Annotated in this window: 12 protein-coding genes; 5 read left to right on the top strand and 7 right to left on the bottom strand. The window is 62.8% G+C overall.

The features are described from left to right. Nucleotides 1-34 precede the first annotated feature (34 nt). The 6 genes from ACR0KX_RS11035 to ACR0KX_RS11060 form a co-directional block, all read right to left on the bottom strand. A complete protein-coding gene (locus ACR0KX_RS11035; protein ID WP_170453559.1) occupies nt 35-781 on the bottom strand; it encodes an SDR family oxidoreductase in 747 nt (248 codons plus the stop codon). Between the two features lie 57 nt (nt 782-838). Then, nucleotides 839-1,258, bottom strand: a complete 420-nt coding sequence (gene arfB / locus ACR0KX_RS11040; protein WP_170453558.1) for an alternative ribosome rescue aminoacyl-tRNA hydrolase ArfB — start codon at nt 1,256-1,258, stop codon at nt 839-841. Nucleotides 1,259-1,520: 262 nt separating this feature from the next. Continuing rightward, nucleotides 1,521-2,165, bottom strand: coding sequence for a queuosine precursor transporter (locus ACR0KX_RS11045; protein WP_170623308.1), 645 nt, complete (start codon nt 2,163-2,165; stop codon nt 1,521-1,523). 91 nt (nt 2,166-2,256) lie between these two features. Beyond that, complete coding sequence (locus ACR0KX_RS11050; RefSeq protein WP_170623310.1) at nt 2,257-3,141, bottom strand: esterase-like activity of phytase family protein; 885 nt, start codon at nt 3,139-3,141, stop codon at nt 2,257-2,259. Then, nucleotides 3,114-3,977 carry a penicillin-insensitive murein endopeptidase gene (mepA, locus tag ACR0KX_RS11055; protein WP_170623312.1) on the bottom strand — a complete coding sequence of 288 codons (864 nt, stop codon included), beginning with the start codon at nt 3,975-3,977 and terminating at the stop codon, nt 3,114-3,116. The genes ACR0KX_RS11050 and mepA overlap by 28 nt, the downstream gene beginning before the upstream one ends. Beyond that, nucleotides 3,974-5,341, bottom strand: a complete 1,368-nt coding sequence (locus ACR0KX_RS11060) for an MFS transporter (protein WP_170623314.1) — start codon at nt 5,339-5,341, stop codon at nt 3,974-3,976. The genes mepA and ACR0KX_RS11060 overlap by 4 nt, the downstream gene beginning before the upstream one ends. A 130-nt stretch (nt 5,342-5,471) precedes the next feature. Between ACR0KX_RS11060 and ACR0KX_RS11065 the strand changes: the two genes are divergently transcribed. The 3 genes from ACR0KX_RS11065 to yaaA all read left to right on the top strand — a co-directional run bounded on the left by ACR0KX_RS11065 (nt 5,472) and on the right by yaaA (nt 8,681). Then, entirely contained in the window at nt 5,472-5,759 is a 288-nt protein-coding gene (locus ACR0KX_RS11065; protein WP_170521175.1) for a YggT family protein, read from the top strand. Nucleotides 5,760-5,837: 78 nt separating this feature from the next. Further along, nucleotides 5,838-7,877: a DNA helicase RecQ gene (recQ, locus tag ACR0KX_RS11070; RefSeq protein WP_170623316.1), complete on the top strand. Its 2,040-nt coding sequence runs from the start codon at nt 5,838-5,840 to the stop codon at nt 7,875-7,877. A gap of 33 nt (nt 7,878-7,910) precedes the next feature. Then, nucleotides 7,911-8,681, top strand: coding sequence for a peroxide stress protein YaaA (gene yaaA / locus ACR0KX_RS11075; RefSeq protein ID WP_170623318.1), 771 nt, complete (start codon nt 7,911-7,913; stop codon nt 8,679-8,681). A 146-nt stretch (nt 8,682-8,827) separates the two neighbouring features. On the opposite strand, the gene ACR0KX_RS11080 is transcribed toward yaaA, so the two are convergent. Further along, nucleotides 8,828-11,032 (bottom strand): response regulator, encoded by a 2,205-nt coding sequence (locus ACR0KX_RS11080; protein ID WP_480708419.1) that lies wholly within the window; start codon nt 11,030-11,032, stop codon nt 8,828-8,830. Between the two features lie 116 nt (nt 11,033-11,148). Between ACR0KX_RS11080 and ACR0KX_RS11085 the strand changes: the two genes are divergently transcribed. Together ACR0KX_RS11085 and pbpC are read left to right on the top strand one after the other, a co-directional pair. Next, the gene (locus tag ACR0KX_RS11085; RefSeq protein ID WP_480708420.1) at nt 11,149-16,572 is read left to right on the top strand and encodes an alpha-2-macroglobulin family protein; all 5,424 of its coding nucleotides are present in this window, start codon (nt 11,149-11,151) and stop codon (nt 16,570-16,572) included. A gap of 36 nt (nt 16,573-16,608) precedes the next feature. Continuing rightward, the gene (gene pbpC / locus ACR0KX_RS11090; RefSeq protein ID WP_170623324.1) at nt 16,609-18,645 is read left to right on the top strand and encodes a penicillin-binding protein 1C; all 2,037 of its coding nucleotides are present in this window, start codon (nt 16,609-16,611) and stop codon (nt 18,643-18,645) included.

Below are 18,645 nucleotides of genomic sequence, written 5' to 3' on the forward strand. Positions count from 1 at the left end.
CGGCGGGGATATTTTTAGCCAGATGAAGAGCGGATCAGATGCAACGGCCACCGTCGACCTCCAATGCGGTTCCGGTGATCATGCTGGCTTCGTCCGAGCACAAGAACAGGGCGGCGTTGGCCATGTCCTCGGGGGTCGAGAAGCGGCCGAGCGGGATTGTTGAGAGAAACTTGGCGCGAATCTCGGGCGTGTCTTCGCCCATGAAGGATTTCAATAGCGGGGTTTCACCCGCCACCGGGCAGATCGCGTTCACCCGCACACCAGAGGGGGCGAGTTCAACGGCCATGGTCTTGGTTGCGGTGATCATCCAGCCCTTGGAGGCGTTATACCAGTTCAGGTTAGGGCGCGGCGACAGGCCTGCTGTGGAGGCGACGTTGAGGATAGCCCCCGCGCCGCGGGCCTTCATCGCGGGGACAAAGGCGCGGGCGGTCAGGTAGACGGATTTCATGTTCACATTGAAGACGCGTTCAAAGTCATCCTCGCTGACATCTTCCAGCGGTGTGGGCAGATGCGTGACGCCCGCATTGTTGACCAGAATGTCGAGATGTTCGTATGTGGCATAGGCTGCATCGGCCATGGCCTGGACCGAGACACGGTCACCCACATCCACCTGCTGCGCCAAGGCGTTTGGTCCAAGTTGCGCGGCCATGTCCTGCGCTGCGTCGCCGTTTATATCGGCGATCATCACACGGGCCCCTTCGGCCAGAAACTTCTGTGCGATCCCTGCCCCGAACCCGGACGCCGCGCCGGTCACGATTGCGGTTTTTCCGTCCAGCCTCATGATGTTGCCCTCCTGCCTGTCAGGGGCAGAGTAGCAACGCATCGCAAAGATGCCAGATCATTCTTCCGACACTTTGCCACGCAGCGCCTTGACGTCACCACGCGCCTTTTTCGCTGCCAACCGCCGTTTGACCGACCCATAGGTCGGTTTCGTCGCGACCCGCCGTTTGGGTTTGACCAGCGCGCGGGCGATCAGTTCGGCCAGTCGGGCGCGGGCAAGTTCGCGGTTGCGGGCCTGAGATCGGGTTTCTTCGCATTGGATGATGATCGCGCCATCCTTGGTCCAGCGCCGCCCGGCCAGCCGTTTCAGCCTGTTCTTCACCGGGTCGGGCAGTGAAGGCGAGCGCGCGGCTTCGAACCGCAACTCGACGGCGGTGGACACCTTGTTGACGTTCTGCCCGCCGGGGCCAGAGGACCGCACGAAGCTTTCCGTCATTTCCCAGTCCTGCAGGGTGATCTCGTCGGTGATGCGCAACATGAGGCGGACCTTACAGGGACCGCACAGAAACAGAAAGGGCCGCCCCGGCGGGACGGCCCTTCGAAAGTTCAGGAGGTCGGGTCGGTTAGATCAATCGACCAGCCGGAGCGAGCGCTCCGCCAAGGGCTGCCCTAGCAGGCGATCCCCCCGGTTGTTCCGACACCTCTCTCCAATCTCTTTCTCGACACTGGATCACCTCCTTTTCTATCTGTTGCGGTTGAAAAGGATGGTGGCACAAGTTGTGCCATTCTCCAAACGTTTTTTACGTGGGCTGCGCAGTCAGGCGGGAAACGATCACCTTGAATGGAATCAGGGCGATCAGCGCCAGGGACAGTTTCACCAGCCAATCCGCAAAGGCCAGTGTGACCCACAGCGGGGCCATCGGGCCGGACAGCATAAAGGGCACAGGCTCCCACGCCCAGCTGATGGCTGCGTCTGCGCCAGCACCGAAGACCGTGACCGAGGCCGAGAAGGCGAGGGTAAAGAAGATCGCGGTGTCCAATGCCGAGCCCACAAGGGTCGAGACCAGCGGCGCGCGCCACCAGCGACTGCCGCGCAGCGAATTGAAGATGGTCACATCGGTCAGCTGTGCGATCAGGAAGGCGGTACCCGACGCAACTGCGATCCGCAGCGGTACGGCGGTATAGGTGAAGCCGTCCCCTTGCAGCACGATCTGGCTGCCGATCAGCGAGCAGATGATACCGGTGACAAACCCGGCAAACACGACCTTGCGGGCCGGGCCCACGCCATAGACGCGGTTCATGATGTCAGTGACCAGAAAGGCCAGCGGATAGGTGAAGGCACCCCAGGTCAACAGCCCGTCAAGGATCAGGAACTGGACCAGGATGTTCGAGGCCACAACAATGGCGGCCATGGCAAGAATGCCGGGAATAAAGCTGCGTTGCATATTTTGATGCCCGTTTTGACAAGGTAGCGGCGACTTGGCCAAGGGCTCATCCCAAGGCAAGCCGTGCGTTTAGACCTTTGCCTGCGCCCTGTCAATCGGGCAGCAGGTATTCCACCAACTCGGTCCGCTGAAGCGCCAGAAAGTTGTCATCCGAGATCATGGTGGCGCGCAATCGGCCCTGATCATCGCGCCAGACCGACAGCCCTTCGAGGTTGTCATGCGCGCCTTTGCCTGTCTCAATCAGGGTTTCTTCGGCCTTTGGCGTGTCTTCCGAGACATCCCACCGCCGCAGGCGCGACCGAAAGCCGGTTATGGATGCGGTGCGTTCCAGCACATAAAACCGCCCATCCGGGCCGAAATCGGCAGCCACAGGCTGGAAATCCCCGCGTTGCGGCACGACAAAGGGCGTGGACCACACGCGCCCGTTCCAGCGATAGACAGGGATGTCCCCCTGCGCCGTGCGGCTTTTCTCGGTCAGGGTAAAAAGGCGACCCTGATCGTCGATTGCCAGCCCTTCGAACGAGCCATTGCGATCCAGACCGTCAAACGCCTTGGGCCGGGGCAAGACCTGGGCCCTTGTTCCCGGCGCCGGGTAATAGGCCACCCGATGCACGCCTTCGAACGAAATATAGAACCCGCCATCCGGCGCCATTGCGATGCCTTCGGAATCCCCCGCATAGCCCAGCATGATGCGACCCGCGCTGGACAGAACAGGCCAATGGCCCAGAATTCGGATGTCCGTGATCTGATCCCCGTCACGGGTGATGCGGGCCGTGACCAGCGTGGCACGGTCGCTGAGCACGGTGATGTGAGTGCCATTTTCCGACATATGGATGGCCGAAAACCCGCCGAACCATTCGGCGTTATGCCTCCAGACATAGCTGCCAAGTTGCGTGGCGGATTTGACCTCAACGGCCCCGACCGATCCCGCAAAAGCCGCCGCTGCTATCAGTTGGACGACAAAACGGCGGCGCATTGCTGGGGCAAATCAGCCAGAACATACTCCCGGCGTTTCTTGGGGGCTGGGGCGTTCGGGTCGGGTGGCGGCGGGTTGAGGATGTTGTTCACCCATTCCTGCGCCTGAGCGCAACCGTCGCCCCGCGGCGGCGGATCCTGATTGATGCAACCACGCGATCCGCGCGGGCATTTCAGACGGACGTGGAAGTGATAGTGATGCCCCCACCACGGCCTGATCTTGCGCAGATAGGCGCGGTTGCCTGTCTCGTTGTTGCACATCTGAACCTTGGCACCGGGAAAGACAAAGATCCGCGCCACGCGCTTGTCTTTGGCAGCTTCACGCAGGATCGCGTGGTGCTGAGGGGTCCAGTTGCCGTTCACAAAGGCCCCGCCAGAGCGGCGTAGGGAGATGGAAGAAAGGTTCTCGCGCGCTGTGCGGCTGAGGCGCATGTCCCCGCCGGGCAGCATCCAGATATCGATGTCCAGCCCCAGTTGATGCGAGCGATGGCCCGAGGTCATCGGCCCGCCACGCGGCTGGCTGATATCCCCGACATAAAGGCCGTTCCACCCCGGTTGTTTGGCGGCAAAGCGGCTGAGGTCCTGCACGTAGTCGATTGCCTCTGGATGGCCCCAGTTTCGGTTCCGCGACAGCCGCATCGCCTGCCATGTGGGCCCGGTTTCCGGCAACTGCACTGAACCGGCAGCGCAGCCGCGCGAATAACTGCCGAAAGCGGCCGGTTTTTGCTGAGAACTGGCCCTCTGCGCGCCAAATAACTGTTTGGCCAAAGGCTCGGCCGTTGCTGTACTTGCCAGGGTAAGCGCAGCCAAAACTATCAAAAAACGTCGTAAAATCATCTGCTCTGATCCCCTTCCGGTTTCACCCAGCGCATTAGGAACAGCCCCAGAATAAACAACAGGACGATGGGTGACACCCCCAGTCGCGCGCTGCCAGTCACGGTTGTGGCAATCCCGATCAGCAGCGGCGCGGCAAAGGCTGTGGCGCGACCCGACAGACCATAAAGCCCAAAGCTTTCAACCGGGGTGGCGGGATCCGTGTGGCGCACCATCATCGAGCGGCTGGCCGATTGCAGAATCCCCCCCATGCCGCCGATCAGAACGCCGCAGCCAAAGAACACCAGATCCGGCAGGTTGGACCCTTCGGGCAGGCTGATGCCATAAATCTGCGTCCGGTCCATCATCACCACCGTAGCGCAGACAAAGATCAGCACCCAGATCGCGGTCAAAATCACCGGTTTAGGGCCGTATTTCCGATCCATCTTGCCGCCGATCCAAGCAAAGATGGCCGAGGCCAGAACGCTGACGATCCCGAACACGCCGATCTTGATCAGGTCCCATTCCAGCACCAGCCGCGCGTAAACGCCGCCAAAGCTGTAAAGCCCGTTCAGCGCGTCGCGGTAGAACATGGACGAACCCAGATAGGCCGCCAGACTGCCCCGATGACGCAAGGCGGCGATCGACTTGCCTAAAAGGCGCAACGCCTCTCCGACGCTGCCCTTCTTTTCGGTTTGCGGATCATCGCGCACCCACAGGAAATAGGGCACCATAAACAGAACGAACCACCCGGCGGTGAACGGCCCGACAAAACGCGTGCCCTCGCGCGCGGTGGCGTCCAGCCCGAACAATGGTTCCATACCGATCAGGGTCTTGCCATTGGGCTGTTCCACAAACAGCGCCAGCATGATCGCGAGCGAGATCAGCCCGCCGAAATACCCGAACGCAAAGCCCGAGCCGGAAATCTCGCCCACTTCGTTATCGTCCCCCAGATCGGGCAGCTGAGAATTGATGAAGATCAGCGCATATTCTGCGCCCACAAAGCCCAGGCCAAAGGCCGACAGCATCAGCCACATATTCGAGCCATCGGGCAGCGTGTACCACAGCGCAGCCGAGCCCACCGCGTACATCACCGAAAAGGCAAATATCCAGGGGATGCGCCGCCCCGACACATCCGCCATTGCGCCCAGCAAGGGTGCCCCGAACGCGATGATCAGACCGGTGATGGTCAAGCAGTTTGCCCAGACCGTCTGCGCCTGCGCGGCGGCGGCCTCGGCACCCAGCCCGGTATTGGCGTAATACCCGGCGGCGACCCCTGCGAAATAGGGGCCGAACACAAATGTCACCAGCAGAGTGTGATAGGGCTGGCTGGCCCAGTCGAAAAACCACCATCCCCAGATGCGCTTGCGCTTGGAAATCTCTGCCATGACTGCCCCTGTTCTTCTTTGTCTTCATAAGACGGGGCTTTGTTCCAATTCGCAAGCTTTCAGTTGGGCCGGACTTGCTCTTTACGACAGGGGCGCTTAGGTCTCTGTTCGGTGAAAGAACGGAGTGCCCATGCTGTCGCTGATCCAAATCCTGCTGCTGATCCTGGACATTGTCTGGTTCATCATCCTTGCCCATGTGATCATGAGCTGGCTGATCAACTTTCAGGTGCTCAACCTGCATCAACAACTGGTCGCGCAAATCTGGTACGGCCTGAACCGTTTGTTAGAGCCTATATATGGCCCGATCCGCCGTGTTCTGCCCAATATGGGCGGGCTGGACCTGACACCTTTGGTGGTGCTGATCGGGGTCTATGCGCTGCGGATCATCCTGATCAACAATATGGGCTATTTTGTCTGAGGCCTTGTTCACCGAATCTTAGTATGTGATTGTCCTGTCTTAAGAGCAGACAAACCTTAAAACAGGGCACCCCCGCAGATGTTCGACTCCGCGCCTTTGCTGCGAGATGTCTTTGGATTCGACGCCTTCCGCCCCGGGCAGGAAGAGATTGTCGATGCCGTGACCGCTGGCGAAAACGTGCTGGCGATCATGCCCACGGGGGGCGGTAAATCCCTTTGTTTCCAACTGCCTGCCCTGCTGCGCGACGGGGTGACGGTGGTGATCTCTCCGCTCATCGCCCTGATGCGCGATCAGGTTCGCGGCTTGCAGGAAGCGGGCGTTGAGGCCGGGGCGCTAACATCCGGCAATACACAGGAAGAAACCGATGCGGTGTGGGAGGCGCTGGAGGCCGGACGGCTGAAGCTGCTCTATATGGCCCCCGAACGTCTGGCCGCCGGGTCGGCGCTGGGGATGCTGCGTCGGATCAATGTCAGCCTGATAGCCGTGGACGAGGCGCATTGCGTCAGCCAATGGGGCCATGATTTCCGCCCCGATTACCTGCGGATCGGAGAGCTGCGCCGCGCATTAAACGTGCCGCTGGCCGCCTTCACCGCCACGGCGGATGCGGAAACGCAGGACGAAATTGTCGAGAAACTGTTCGACGGCACGGCCCCGCGCAAGTTCCTGCGCGGGTTCGACCGGCCCAATATCCATCTGGCCTTTGCCGCCAAGGATGGGCCGCGCAAGCAGGTCCTCGACTTTGCCGGTGCCCGCAAGGGCCAGTCGGGCATTGTCTATTGCGGCACCCGCAACAAGACCGAGGTGCTGGCGCAGGCGCTGCGGGCCGAGGGTCATTCGGCCTGTCATTACCACGGCGGGATGGAGGCCGAGGACCGCCGCATCGTCGAAACTCGGTTCGCCCGCGAAGATGGGCTGATCGTCGTCGCCACGGTCGCCTTTGGCATGGGCATCGACAAACCCGATATCCGCTGGGTCGCCCATGCGGACCTGCCCAAATCCATCGAGGCCTATTATCAGGAAATCGGCCGCGCCGGACGCGATGGTGGCCCTGCCGAGACGCTGACCCTGTTTGGGCCGGATGACATCCGTCTGCGTCGATCCCAGATCGACGAAGGCCTGGCCCCACCTGAACGGCGCATGGCCGATCATGCGCGGCTGAACGCCTTGCTGGGGCTGGCCGAGGCGCTGGTTTGCCGCCGTCAGACCCTGCTGGGCTATTTCGGGGAACAGGCTGAACCCTGCGGCAAATGCGACCTGTGCGATACTCCGCCCGAGGTCTTCGACGGCACAACCCCTGTCCGCATGGCCCTGTCGGCGATCCTGCGGACCGAGGAATGGTTCGGCGCGGGCCATCTGATCGACATTCTACTGGGCAATGAGACCGACAAGATCCGCGCCCGCCGTCACGATGACCTGCCCACCTATGGCATCGGCAAGGATTGGTCGCGGCCCCAATGGCAGGCGATTTTCCGGCAGATGATGGGCCACGATCTGGTCCGCCCCGACCCGGACCGCCACGGCGCGCTGCGCATGACTGAGGCCGCCAAGCCGATCCTCAAGGGCGAGGCGCAGATCAACCTGCGCAAGGACACGATCCGCAAGGCCACCCGGCGACCAGCGGTCAAGGCGATGGTGTCCGAAGAAGATGCACCGCTGCTATCGGCGCTCAAGGCCAAGCGCCGCGCCTTGGCCGAATCCGCGCGGGTTCCGGCCTATGTCATCTTCCCCGACCGCACCCTAATCGAAATGGCCGAGACCCGCCCCGCGACCCTGGACGACATGGCCCGGATCGGCGGGGTCGGCGCGAAGAAGCTGGAACGCTACGGCGATACGTTTCTGGAGGTGATTGCGGGCGCGGTCGAGGCCGTTCACCCGGCGCGCCGCAAACTGGCAGGGCGCGATCAGGGCGAGATTTATGACCGTTTGCTTGAGGTGCAGTCTCAGCTGTCGCGTGGCCCGGACGGGATCGACAAGCCGCTGACCTGCTCCGCATCGCAATTGGCCAAGGTGGCACAACTGCGCGCCGACGACCCACGCGGGATCGAGATGGTGCTGGGCGACCGCCGTCACGAAAGGTTTGGCGCGGCCTTTCTGGACGTGCTGCGGGATGCGGGCTAAATACCCGGCATCAGGCAAGGAACGAGGGCGGATATGCTGGTAGTGATTTCCCCGGCCAAACGGCTGGACTGGGCAGAGCGGGATATTGAGGTCACAGCACCCGATTTTCAGGACGACGCGATCCGCCTGTCGAAAACCGCCCGCAACCTGACGCTGGGCGATCTGAAAAAGCTGATGGACCTGAGCGACGATCTGGCCCGCCTGAACCGCGACCGCTATCGCGCCTTTGCCGACGCGCCTGAGGCTGACACCACCCGCCCCGCCGCGCTGGCCTTTGCCGGGGATACCTATCAGGGGCTCGAGGCAGCCTCGCTGGACGCGGACGAGATGGCCTGGGCGCAGGATCATCTGCGCATTCTGTCGGGTCTTTACGGTGTCCTGCGCCCGCTGGATGCGATTCAGCCCTATCGGTTGGAGATGGGCAGCAAACTGAAGACCCGCCGCGGCAAGAACCTTTATGAATACTGGCGCGACCAGTTGAGCAAGGCGCTGAACGCGCAGGCCGAAGAGATTGGCGGCGATGTTCTGGTGAACTGCGCCAGTCAGGAATATTTCGGTGCGGTCGACCTGAAGGCGCTGAAACTGCGGGTGATCACGCCCGTGTTCATGGAAGACAAAGGCGGCACACCCAAGATCGTCAGCTTCTTTGCCAAGAAAGCGCGCGGCGCGATGGCGCGCTATATCATTCAGCATCGGTTGACCGATCCCAAAGGGCTGCTCGATTTCGACAGCGGAGGTTACGAATACCGCCCGGAACTGTCTGAGGAAAACAAGCCGGTTTTCCTGCGCCCTTATCAGGCTTGAACCTTACGCATGAAACCGGCCTGTGGTCCTGGTTGTTGATGGCGGAGCGAGGGGCGCTGCCCCTCGCGCTCCCCGAGATATTTTTGGCCAGATGAAGGGGATCCGGTTGCGCGGTTTGAAGCGTGGCGTGTGTGGGGCGAGCGGCGCTAGCCTGTCGGTGCCGGGCTGTCCGAGACCGGTTGGGCTTCATCCGGGCGGTGATCCAGAATCATCTGGTGGATCAGCTTCTTGTGCAGCGGTTTGGTCAGGTAGTGATCAAGCCCGGCGGACAGGATGCCCTGATCGTCACCCGCCATGGCATGCGCGGTCAGGGCAACAATGGGGACATGGCCGCCCGTTTCAATCTCATGCCGCCGGATTTCGGCGGTCGCCTGCTTGCCGTCCATTTTAGGCATGGAAATGTCCATGAAAATCAGGTCAGGGGCGAATTCCTGATAGGTTTCAACCGCCTCTAGCCCATTGCCTGCAAACTGAAGATCGATGTTCAGGTCTTTCACCATCTTCTTCAGGATCAGTTGGTTGGTGCGATTGTCCTCGGCCGCAAGGACGCGCATCCGCCTTTGGCGTTCTGGTTTCTGCGCAGAGCCAGCTTCGGCCACTTCCGGGGGGTCGGGTTTCAACGCGGCGTTGCCCAGCGCCATGAGGCGGCTGTAAAGCTCGGATCGCGGGATTGGCTTTTGCAGAACGCCTTCGATCAGGTGCCGGGCGGGATCGGCGTAGATGGCGCCCGGATTTGCCGACATGATCACCACCGGCAGCTCTGACCAGCCGCGATCTTTCACAGTTGTCGCAAGTTCCAGCCCGTCCATATCCGGCAGGTCGTGGTCACACAGGACCAGATCGACGGTTGCATCCAGCTTTGCCAAAGCCTCACCCCCCGAGGCGCACATCGTGACGTCTGCGCCAAGGCGGCCGAGTTGCTTGGCAAGGATGGCGCGGTTCACGGCCATATCTTCGACCACCATCACATGTTTCAGGCGACCATCCAGATCAGGCGGCGCGGGCTGAGGACCTTCGGCGGTGGGCAGCGACACCCGGAACCCAAAGCAAGAGCCCTGCCCCACCTCGCTTTCGACCCAGACTGTGCCGCCCATCATGGTGATCAGGCGCTTGGTGATCGCAAGACCCAGCCCGGTGCCTTCGAATTGGCGATTACGCTCATCCTCGACCTGATTGAACTCGCCAAAGATGTGACTGATCTTGTCCGGCGCGATCCCGATGCCGGTGTCTTCGATAGCGATATGGATGTCGCATTCCTGCGTGTCCGGATGCGGCACACCAGTGACCCGGATCAGGACGTGACCGTCACTGGTGAATTTGACGGCGTTGCCCACCAAGTTGGTCAGCACCTGCCGCACCCGACCCGGATCGCCCACAAACAGCGTCGGCAGGAACAGGTCGTAATCCACCAGCAGCGTCAGCCCCTTGTCCCGCACGCTGGGCTGCAACAGCATCGCCACTTCCAGAATGCAGCGTTCCAGATCGAACTGTTCGGGATGCAGGATCAGCTTGTCGGCTTCGATCTTCGAATAATCCAGCACGTCATTGATGATAACCAGCAGCGCCTCGCCCGAGTTACGGATGGTGTTGACGTAAAGGCGTTGTTCCTCGTCCATCGGGGTTTCGGACAGCAACTCGGTCATGCCGACGATGCCGTTCATCGGTGTGCGAATTTCGTGGCTCATATTCGCGAGGAAAGCCGACTTGGCGCGGTTGGCGGCCTCGGCCCGGTCGCGGGCGGCCTGCAATTCAGCCTCGTGCCGGACCGAGGCGGTAATGTTCAGCGCCAGGCTGACCACATCGCCGCCATTGCCGCGTTGATCGATCAGACGGATGTATTCGCCGTTCCACAATTGAATTACCTCGGACGGCGGATTTGCCAATGCCCATCGATCCTGCATCCGGGCGCGCCATGCGGCGGCTTTCTCATCGCCGATATCCACGATCCCCTCGGTCGTCAGCAGGTCGAGAATCCGGGTGTATGAGATACCCGGCGCGACCTCATCCAACCCCTCAAACACGCTCAGATAAGCGGTGTTGGCGCTGATCAGGCGGCTTTCACCGTCAAAAAATGCGAACCCGTCCTGAATCGTCTGGATCGAATGCCACAGGCGGCGTTCTGCAACCTCGACCTTGGCATGCGCCACTGTCAGATCGGATTTGACCTTTTCGTTTTCATCCCGGACCGTCTCAACCTCGGCCTGAGTCTCACCGATGCGCTTGGTCAGGGCCATGGCGTGGCGACCCAGCTTGCGATTGGCCGCGTAAAGCTCGGCCTGTTTCATTTCCAGCATCCGCTCGGCCGCGAGACGCGCGCGCCGTTCCTGTGCCAGTTTCTGTGCAAGGCTCATGATGTTCAATTCCGGTCTGATCCGCACCCAGCATCCGGCCAACCGATGAAAAAGTGTTTAAGCCGTTGCGTGACCCGCGGGCCGCATGCGAGATTGATGGGGAATAGGAGGTCCCGATGCACCGCTTTGTTTTTATTTCAATTGCTTACATCTTTTCTTTGCTGATCCTGCCCATGGCGTCAGTGGCACAGACAGCGGTGCCGGAATTCCGCTATATCACCACGCGGGATGCGGATTTTTATGGCTCGGATCTGGACGCGCTGTTCGACACGGATCTGCAATCCTGCATTCGGGCGTGCTCGGCCAATCAGCAATGCACAGCGTTCACCTACAACACCCGATCCGATGCCTGTTTTCCCAAAAGCGGCGTGAACCGGCAGGAGCCCTATCAGGGCGCAGTGTCGGCGCAGAAGGTGGCGACGCCGGAACAGACCCTAACACTGGCGAAAACGCGCGCGGAGGCAATGACCTTCATCCGTCAGAAAGACCTCAACGCGGCCGCACGGCAAGCGCGCGACCTTGGGTTTTTGCACAATGCCGGGGATCGTGATCTGCAGACTTTGCTGGAGGCGGCGCGGAACGCGGATACCGACAGGTTGGCAATGCTCTGGACCGGGGCGGCTGTGACCCTGAGCGACGCGCCAGAATTGTGGGCGGAATATGCAAGGCTGTTGCTGGGCCTGGACCCCAATGGCTATCGCGAAGGGCGTGAGTTGCGCGAACGTGCCCTGAACGCAGCCGTCAACGGGTATCTACGTTCGGATGCGCCGGGGACTCAGATCGCGGCTTTGATGATCCTGGCAGACGCGCTGGAAGCGGCGGATCGCGGGCGGGACATGGTGTCTGCCCTGCGTCTGGCGGAACAGGTTCAGCCGCGTGCGGATGTGCTGGCCGCGTTGGATGAGGCAATCGGGAAATATGGCTTCCGCGTCATCGACAGCACCGTTGAAAGCAACGCCGCCGCGCCGCGTATCTGTGTTGAGTTCTCGGAACCGCTGGTCAAGGCCGGGGTCGATTATGACCCCTATGTGCAGCGCAGCACCGAGGGGTTGGTGGTGCAGGTTGAAGGCAAAAACCTCTGCGTTGATGGCGTGGTGCACGGCCAACGCTATCGTCTGAGCTTGCGTGAGGGGCTTCCAGCCGCATCGGGCGAGGCTTTGAACCGCACGGTGGAATTGACGCATTACGTGCGGGATCGCGCGCCGTCGGTCCGCTTTCCCGGACGCAGCTATGTGCTGCCGAAATCGGCGGATGCCGCCCTGCCGGTCGAAACGGTAAATACCGCATCTCTGGACCTGACCCTGCGGCGTGTCAGTGACCGCAACCTGATCCGCGCGGTGCAGCAGGATTTCTTTGGCCGCCCGCTAAGCGATTGGCAGGAAGAGACGTTCTCGGAAGAGATCGCCGAGGATATCTGGACCGGCACAGCTGATATCTCGAACGAGTTGAACCAAACCATGACCGCCCGTCTGCCGATGGCCGAGGCGATTGCCGAGCAGCCCGCAGGCATCTACGCGCTGACGGCGCGTGTTCCGGGCGTCGATCCCTATGACGATCCGGGTGCGACGCAATGGTTTGTCCTGACCGATCTGGGGATCAGCACGGCTTTGGGCACTGACGGTCTGCATGTCACCGTGCGTGGGCTTCATGATGCCGCGCCTCGGGCGGGGATCGACGTCTCGCTGGTGTCAAACGCCAACGCTGTGATTGCTCAGGCGCAGACCGATGACAGCGGTTATGTGCGGTTCGACCCCGGTTTGACTCGCGGCGCGGGCGCAAGCGCGCCTGCCTTAGTGATGGTATCCGACGGGGATACGGATTTCAGCTTTCTGTCCCTGACCGACCCGGCCTTTGATCTGTCGGATCGCGGTGTCGAAGGGCGCGCGCCTGCCGGGCCGGTGGATGTGTTCCTGACCACCGACCGGGGGGCCTATCGCGCGGGCGAGGTGATCCATATCACCGCGTTGACGCGCGATAGCACAGCGCAGGCGATTGACGGCCTGCCGCTGACGGCCATTCTTTCACGCCCGGATGGGGTGGAATACCGCCGTGCGGTCTCGGATGGTGGGGTCGCCGGGGGGCATGTCTTTGCCTTGCCCGTCGCGGCCGATGTGCCGCGCGGGGCGTGGAAGATCGAGATCAAGTCCGATCCCAAGGGCACGGCGCTGGCCCGCCAGACCGTTCTGGTCGAGGATTTCCTGCCCGAACGCATCGACTTTGACCTGACCCTGCCGGACGCCCCGCTGCGCCCCGGCGACACACCGCCCTTGCAGATCGACGCCCGCTATCTGTTCGGCGCGCCCGGGTCGGATCTGGGCATCGACGGTCAGGTCATCGCCCGCCCTGCGGACACCGTTCCCGGCTATGAAACCTATCGCTTTGGCCGGTACGACGCCGAAACCTCGACCAAAAGCACCTATTTCGGTGACGCCCGCACGGATGCCGCCGGGCAAGCCACAATCGCCGTGGAAATCCCTGTGTTAGAGACAGATGGTGCTCCGGTCGAAGCGGTTGTCATCACCCGTCTGTCCGATGGATCAGGTCGTCCGGTGGAGCGTCGGCTGACGGCCCCGGTGCGGTCCGCGCAAGCGATGATCGGGGTCCGGCCCTTGTTCGAGGATGTGATCCCCGAGGGGACCGAGGCCGCCTTTCAGATCGTCGGACTGTCGCCCGACCTGACCCCGGAACCCATGCGCCTGCGCTGGACGCTGAACAAGGTGGAAACCCGCTATCAGTGGTACCAGCTATATGGCGACTGGAATTGGGAGCCGACCACCCGCCGCACCCGCATTGCCACTGGTGAGGTCGAGACGACCACAGACCCGCTGACCCTGACGCAGCCCGTAGACTGGGGGCAGTATGAACTGGTCGTCCAGCGCCTTGATGGCGCTTACGCCGAAACGGCGGTTGAGTTCTCGGCAGGTTGGTATCAGGCGGCAGATGCATCCACCTCGCCCGACCGGTTGGAGATGTCGCTGGACCGCGATAGTTATCGCCCCGGCGACACCGCGCGATTGCGGATCGTCCCGCGCATGGCCGGTGTGGCGCAGATCGAAGTGCTATCGAACCGCCTGATCCACCGCCATATGGTCAAGGTGCCCGAAGGCGAATCCGTGATCCCCATTGAAATCACCGAAGACTGGGGCGCAGGCGCCTATGTCACCGCCACGGTGATCCGCCCGATGGACGTCGCCGCAGGCCAGAACCCGGCGCGGGCCATGGGTGTGGCCCATGCGACGGTCGAACCGGTGGGGCGCATGCTGGATGTGGCCATCGACGTGCCCGAGGTGACCGCACCAAGACAAACGCAAAAAGCCCGTATCAGGGTCGAAAATGCGCGCGAAGGCGACCCGGTCTGGCTGACCTTGGCGGCTGTAGATGTCGGCATCCTCAACCTGACCGGATTCGAAAGCCCGGACCCGCAGGGGTACTATTTCGGCCAGCGTCGTCTTGGCGTTGATCTGCGCGATGTCTATGGGCGTCTGATCGATGGCATGAACGGCGCGATGGGTACGATCCGGTCCGGTGGTGACAATTCGGGCACGCGGCGACAATCGCCGCCGCCAACGCAGGACCTGATGGCCGTGTTCAGCGGGCCGGTTCAGGTCGATGCAAATGGCGAGGTCGAGATCGACATCCCCCTGCCCGCCTTCAGCGGAACCGTGCGCCTGATGGCGGTGGCGTGGTCAAATGCTGCCGTCGGTCAGGCTGAGGCTGAAATGATCGTCCGCGACCCGGTGGTCGTCACCGCCAGCCTGCCACGCTTTCTGGCCCCCGGCGATCAAAGCCGAATGCTGTTGGAAATCGTCCATGCCGACGGCCCAAGCGGGGAAATGGCACTGGGCCTGACATCCTCATCCGCGCTGCAACTGGGCACAGCGCCCAGCAGTTTCGTGCTGGAAGACGGCGGCAAAGTCACGTTCGAGGTCCCGGTCAGCGCTCTTGCCGTAGGCGACCCTGAAATCAGCGTTGCGATCACCACTCCGGATGGCCGCGATCTGTCGCAGACCCTGAGAATGCCTATCCGTGCAAATAACCCCGTTGTGGCTCAAACACGGCGGTTTTCGCTGGGCGAAGGCGACAGTTTCCTGCTCACACAGGATGTGTTTGACGGGTTCCAGCCCGGTTCTGCCAAGGCCATCCTGTCCGCCGGAGCGCTGGCGAAATTCGACACGCCCGGCTTGCTGGACCAACTGAACCGCTACCCCTATGGCTGCACCGAACAGATCACCAGCAAGGCGCTGCCCCTGCTCTATCTGTCATCTGTCGCGCAAGCCTCGGGGCTTGGCAATGGCCCAGCGGTGGATCAGCGCATCACCGACTCGATCCGCAGCATCCTGACCCGGCAGGCCCCGAACGGAGCCTTTGGCCTGTGGCGTGCGGGCAGCGGGGATTTCTGGCTGGACGCCTATGTCACCGACTTCCTGTCGCGCGCCCGTGCGCAGGGGCACCCGGTGTCCGACCGCGCCTTTGCCCAAGCCATGGACAACCTGCGCAACCGCATCAACTATGCGCCCGACTTCGACAAGGGGGGTCAGGATATTGCCTATGCCCTGATGGTGCTGGCGCGAGAAGGGGCGGCCTCGATGGGCGATTTGCGCTATTACGCAGATGCCAAGGGCGACGCGTTCGACACCCCACTGGCTGCGGCCCAGTTGGGGGCAGCGCTGGCCTCATACGGGGATCAGACCCGCGCTGACGCCATGTTCGCCCGTGCCGCCCAAATGTTGCAACGCCGCCCCGCGCAAGAGAAATACCTGTGGCGCGCGGATTACGGCACCGATCTGCGCGATGCCGCCGGTCTGCTGACGCTGGCCGTGGACGCGGGCAGTCAGGCGGTGGACCGCGACGCCCTGATCCAGCGTGTTAGCGCCGAGCGCGGGTATCTGTCGACGCAAGAGGCGTCATGGTCCCTGCTGGCAGCCCACGCGCTGGTCTCGAACCCGTCCGGGTCGGGGCTGATGGTGAACGGCGCACCGGTCTCTGGCCCCTTCGTTCAGGTGCTGGAAAGCGGATTGACGGATGAGCTGAACATCACCACCACAGACGCGAACCCAACCGACATCACGTTGACCGTCACCGGCATCCCGACCACACCGCCCGAGGCAGGCGGCACCGGCTATGCAATCGAGCGCAGCTATTACTCGATGGATGGTGAGCCGCTGGACCCGACAAACTTCGCCACCGGCGACCGGTTTGTCACGGTCCTGACGGTCACACCCTTTGAGCGCGGTGGCGCGCGGCTGATGGTGGATGATCCTCTGGCAGCGGGGATCGAGATCGACAATCCGAACCTGCTGCGCTCGGGCGATGTGCGCGCGCTGGACTGGCTGGACCTGTCCGAGGCGACGCATACCGAGTTCCGCTCGGACCGGTTTCTGGCCGCGGTTGATCTGTCCGGCGGTGAGACCGTGACGCTGGCCTATGTGGCCCGCGCGGTCACGCCGGGCACGTTCCACCACCCGGCGGCCTCGGTCGAGGATATGTACCGCCCGCAAAACCGCGCCCGGACCGGAACCGGGCAGATCGAGGTTCGGTGATCGGTCGCCCGACATATCAACTGGCAGAGCGTCGGGATGCCTAGAAGCTCCGCGATATTGATGGCGCTGGCCGGTGTGCTCTATCTGACCGCCTTTGCGCGGGACCGGGCGGCGGAGTGGGTGGATGCAACCGTCCTGCCCCCGGTTCTGGCGGAAACCTCGGTCGAGATGCGGGACCGGAACGGCACGTTGTTGCGCACCTTCCCGGTCGAAGACGGGATCTGGCGACTGCGCCCCGGCGCGGTCGATCCCGCCTTTACCGACATGCTGATCCGCTACGAGGATAAGCGGTTCTGGTCCCATTCCGGCGTTGATCCAGTGGCGATGATCCGAGCGGCTGGGCAGGCGCTGTGGAACGGGCGCACCGTTTCGGGCGGATCGACCCTGACCATGCAGGTCGCGCGGCTGATCGAGGACGGCCCCACCGGGCGCTGGAGCGGCAAGATCCGCCAAGTTAGGGTCGCTTTGGCGCTGGAACGACGCCTGAGCAAACATCAGATTCTGGGCCTGTATCTGACCCATGCACCCTATGGCGGCAATCTGGAAGGCATCCGGGCGGGCACCCGCGCCTGGTTCGGCAAAGACCCGGTTCGCCTGACGCCTGCACAGGCTGCGTTGCTGGTCGCCCTGCCCCAATCCCCCGAAACGCGGCGACCCGACCGCGCCGCCGAGGTCGCCCGGATTTCGCGCGACCGGGTTCTGCGACGGATGCAGCGGCATGGGGTGCTGTCTGACGCCCAGATGCTCAGCGCGCTGACCGAAACGGTTCCCACGCAGATGAAGGCCTTCCCGCGCCTCGCACCTCATCTGACCGACCGGGCCCAGCGCGCAAACCCCGAGACCGAGGCGCTGGATTTGACATTGGACGCCGGGTTGCAGGCCCGGCTGGAATCGCTGGTGGCTCAGGCCGCCGATCAGGCGGGGCCGCGCATCTCCGGTGCCCTGATCGTGGCGGATCACCGTAGTGGTGAGATTCTAGCTTCGGTCGGATCGGCGGGCTATCAGGACGACCGGCAGGGCTTTGTCGACATGACCCGCGCATTGCGGTCGCCGGGGTCTACGCTGAAGCCCATGATCTATGGGCTGGCCTTCGATCAGGGGCTGGCCCATCCCGAAACCCTGATCAGCGACAGCCCGGTGATGTTCGGGCGCTATGCGCCGCGCAATTTCGATGGTGTCTTTCGGGGGGACATCCGGGTGCGTGACGCGCTGCAATTGTCACTGAACATCCCGGTGGTGCGCCTGACCGACGCGCTTGGTCCCGCGCGGGTGATGGCCGCGCTGCAACAGGCCGGAAGTGATCCGCAACTTGGCGGCGGGACACCGGGCCTTGCCATCTCGCTGGGTGGTGTGGGGCTTAGCCTGCACGATCTGGTGCAACTCTACGCCACGCTTGCGGCAGGCGGGCAAGGGCCGGTTCTGCATCATGACGCACTGGCCGAGCGGACCGAAACCGCCCGCGCCCTGTCGGACGTCGCCGCGTGGCAGGTGAGCGACGTACTGGCTGGACTCGCCCCGCCACCGGGGGCCGCCGCGCAGGGGTTGGCCTACAAGACCGGCACATCCTACGGGCATCGGGATGCCTGGGCCATTGGCTTTGACGGCCAGCATGTGATCGGTGTCTGGCTGGGCCGTGCCGACGGAACGCCGGTGCCCGGCGCGTTTGGCGGCGAACTGGCTGCGCCCCTGCTGTTCGAGGCGTTTGGGCATCTGAAACCCATCCCCGTTCCGCTGCGCCCGCCTCCCCCATCCACCCTGATTGTCGGAGCCGCCGAATTGCCGCAACCCCTGCAACGGTTTCAGCCGCGCGGGGCTGCGTTTGAAGATGACCCAAGCGCCCCTGACGTGATCTTCCCGCCAAACAATGCCGTGTTAGAGACCGACGGAGCCCCTTTGACCGTCAAGCTGCGCGGCGGGGTCGGGCCGTTTTCCCTGCTGGCCGACGGGGTTCCGGTTTTGACCGGACAGCGGCACCGTGAGTTCGAAATACCCAACCCGGGGCCGGGGTTTTCAGCGCTGGTGGTGGTTGACGCCCATGGCGCGTCTGACCGGGTTTCGGTCAGGATCGACTGA

This window comes from Ruegeria sp. BG5 (assembly GCF_056538425.1).

Bases quoted from the DNA above. Each gene is read 5' to 3' on its own strand.
- ACR0KX_RS11035 (WP_170453559.1), bottom strand. From the start codon at position 781: ATGAGGCTGGACGGAAAAACCGCAATCGTGACCGGCGCGGCGTCCGGG.
- arfB (WP_170453558.1), bottom strand. From the start codon at position 1,258: ATGTTGCGCATCACCGACGAGATCACCCTGCAGGACTGGGAAATGACG.
- ACR0KX_RS11045 (WP_170623308.1), bottom strand. From the start codon at position 2,165: ATGCAACGCAGCTTTATTCCCGGCATTCTTGCCATGGCCGCCATTGTT.
- ACR0KX_RS11050 (WP_170623310.1), bottom strand. From the start codon at position 3,141: ATGCGCCGCCGTTTTGTCGTCCAACTGATAGCAGCGGCGGCTTTTGCG.
- mepA (WP_170623312.1), bottom strand. From the start codon at position 3,977: ATGATTTTACGACGTTTTTTGATAGTTTTGGCTGCGCTTACCCTGGCA.
- ACR0KX_RS11060 (WP_170623314.1), bottom strand. From the start codon at position 5,341: ATGGCAGAGATTTCCAAGCGCAAGCGCATCTGGGGATGGTGGTTTTTC.
- ACR0KX_RS11065 (WP_170521175.1), top strand. From the start codon at position 5,472: ATGCTGTCGCTGATCCAAATCCTGCTGCTGATCCTGGACATTGTCTGG.
- recQ (WP_170623316.1), top strand. From the start codon at position 5,838: ATGTTCGACTCCGCGCCTTTGCTGCGAGATGTCTTTGGATTCGACGCC.
- yaaA (WP_170623318.1), top strand. From the start codon at position 7,911: ATGCTGGTAGTGATTTCCCCGGCCAAACGGCTGGACTGGGCAGAGCGG.
- ACR0KX_RS11080 (WP_480708419.1), bottom strand. From the start codon at position 11,032: ATGAGCCTTGCACAGAAACTGGCACAGGAACGGCGCGCGCGTCTCGCG.
- ACR0KX_RS11085 (WP_480708420.1), top strand. From the start codon at position 11,149: ATGCACCGCTTTGTTTTTATTTCAATTGCTTACATCTTTTCTTTGCTG.
- pbpC (WP_170623324.1), top strand. From the start codon at position 16,609: ATGCCTAGAAGCTCCGCGATATTGATGGCGCTGGCCGGTGTGCTCTAT.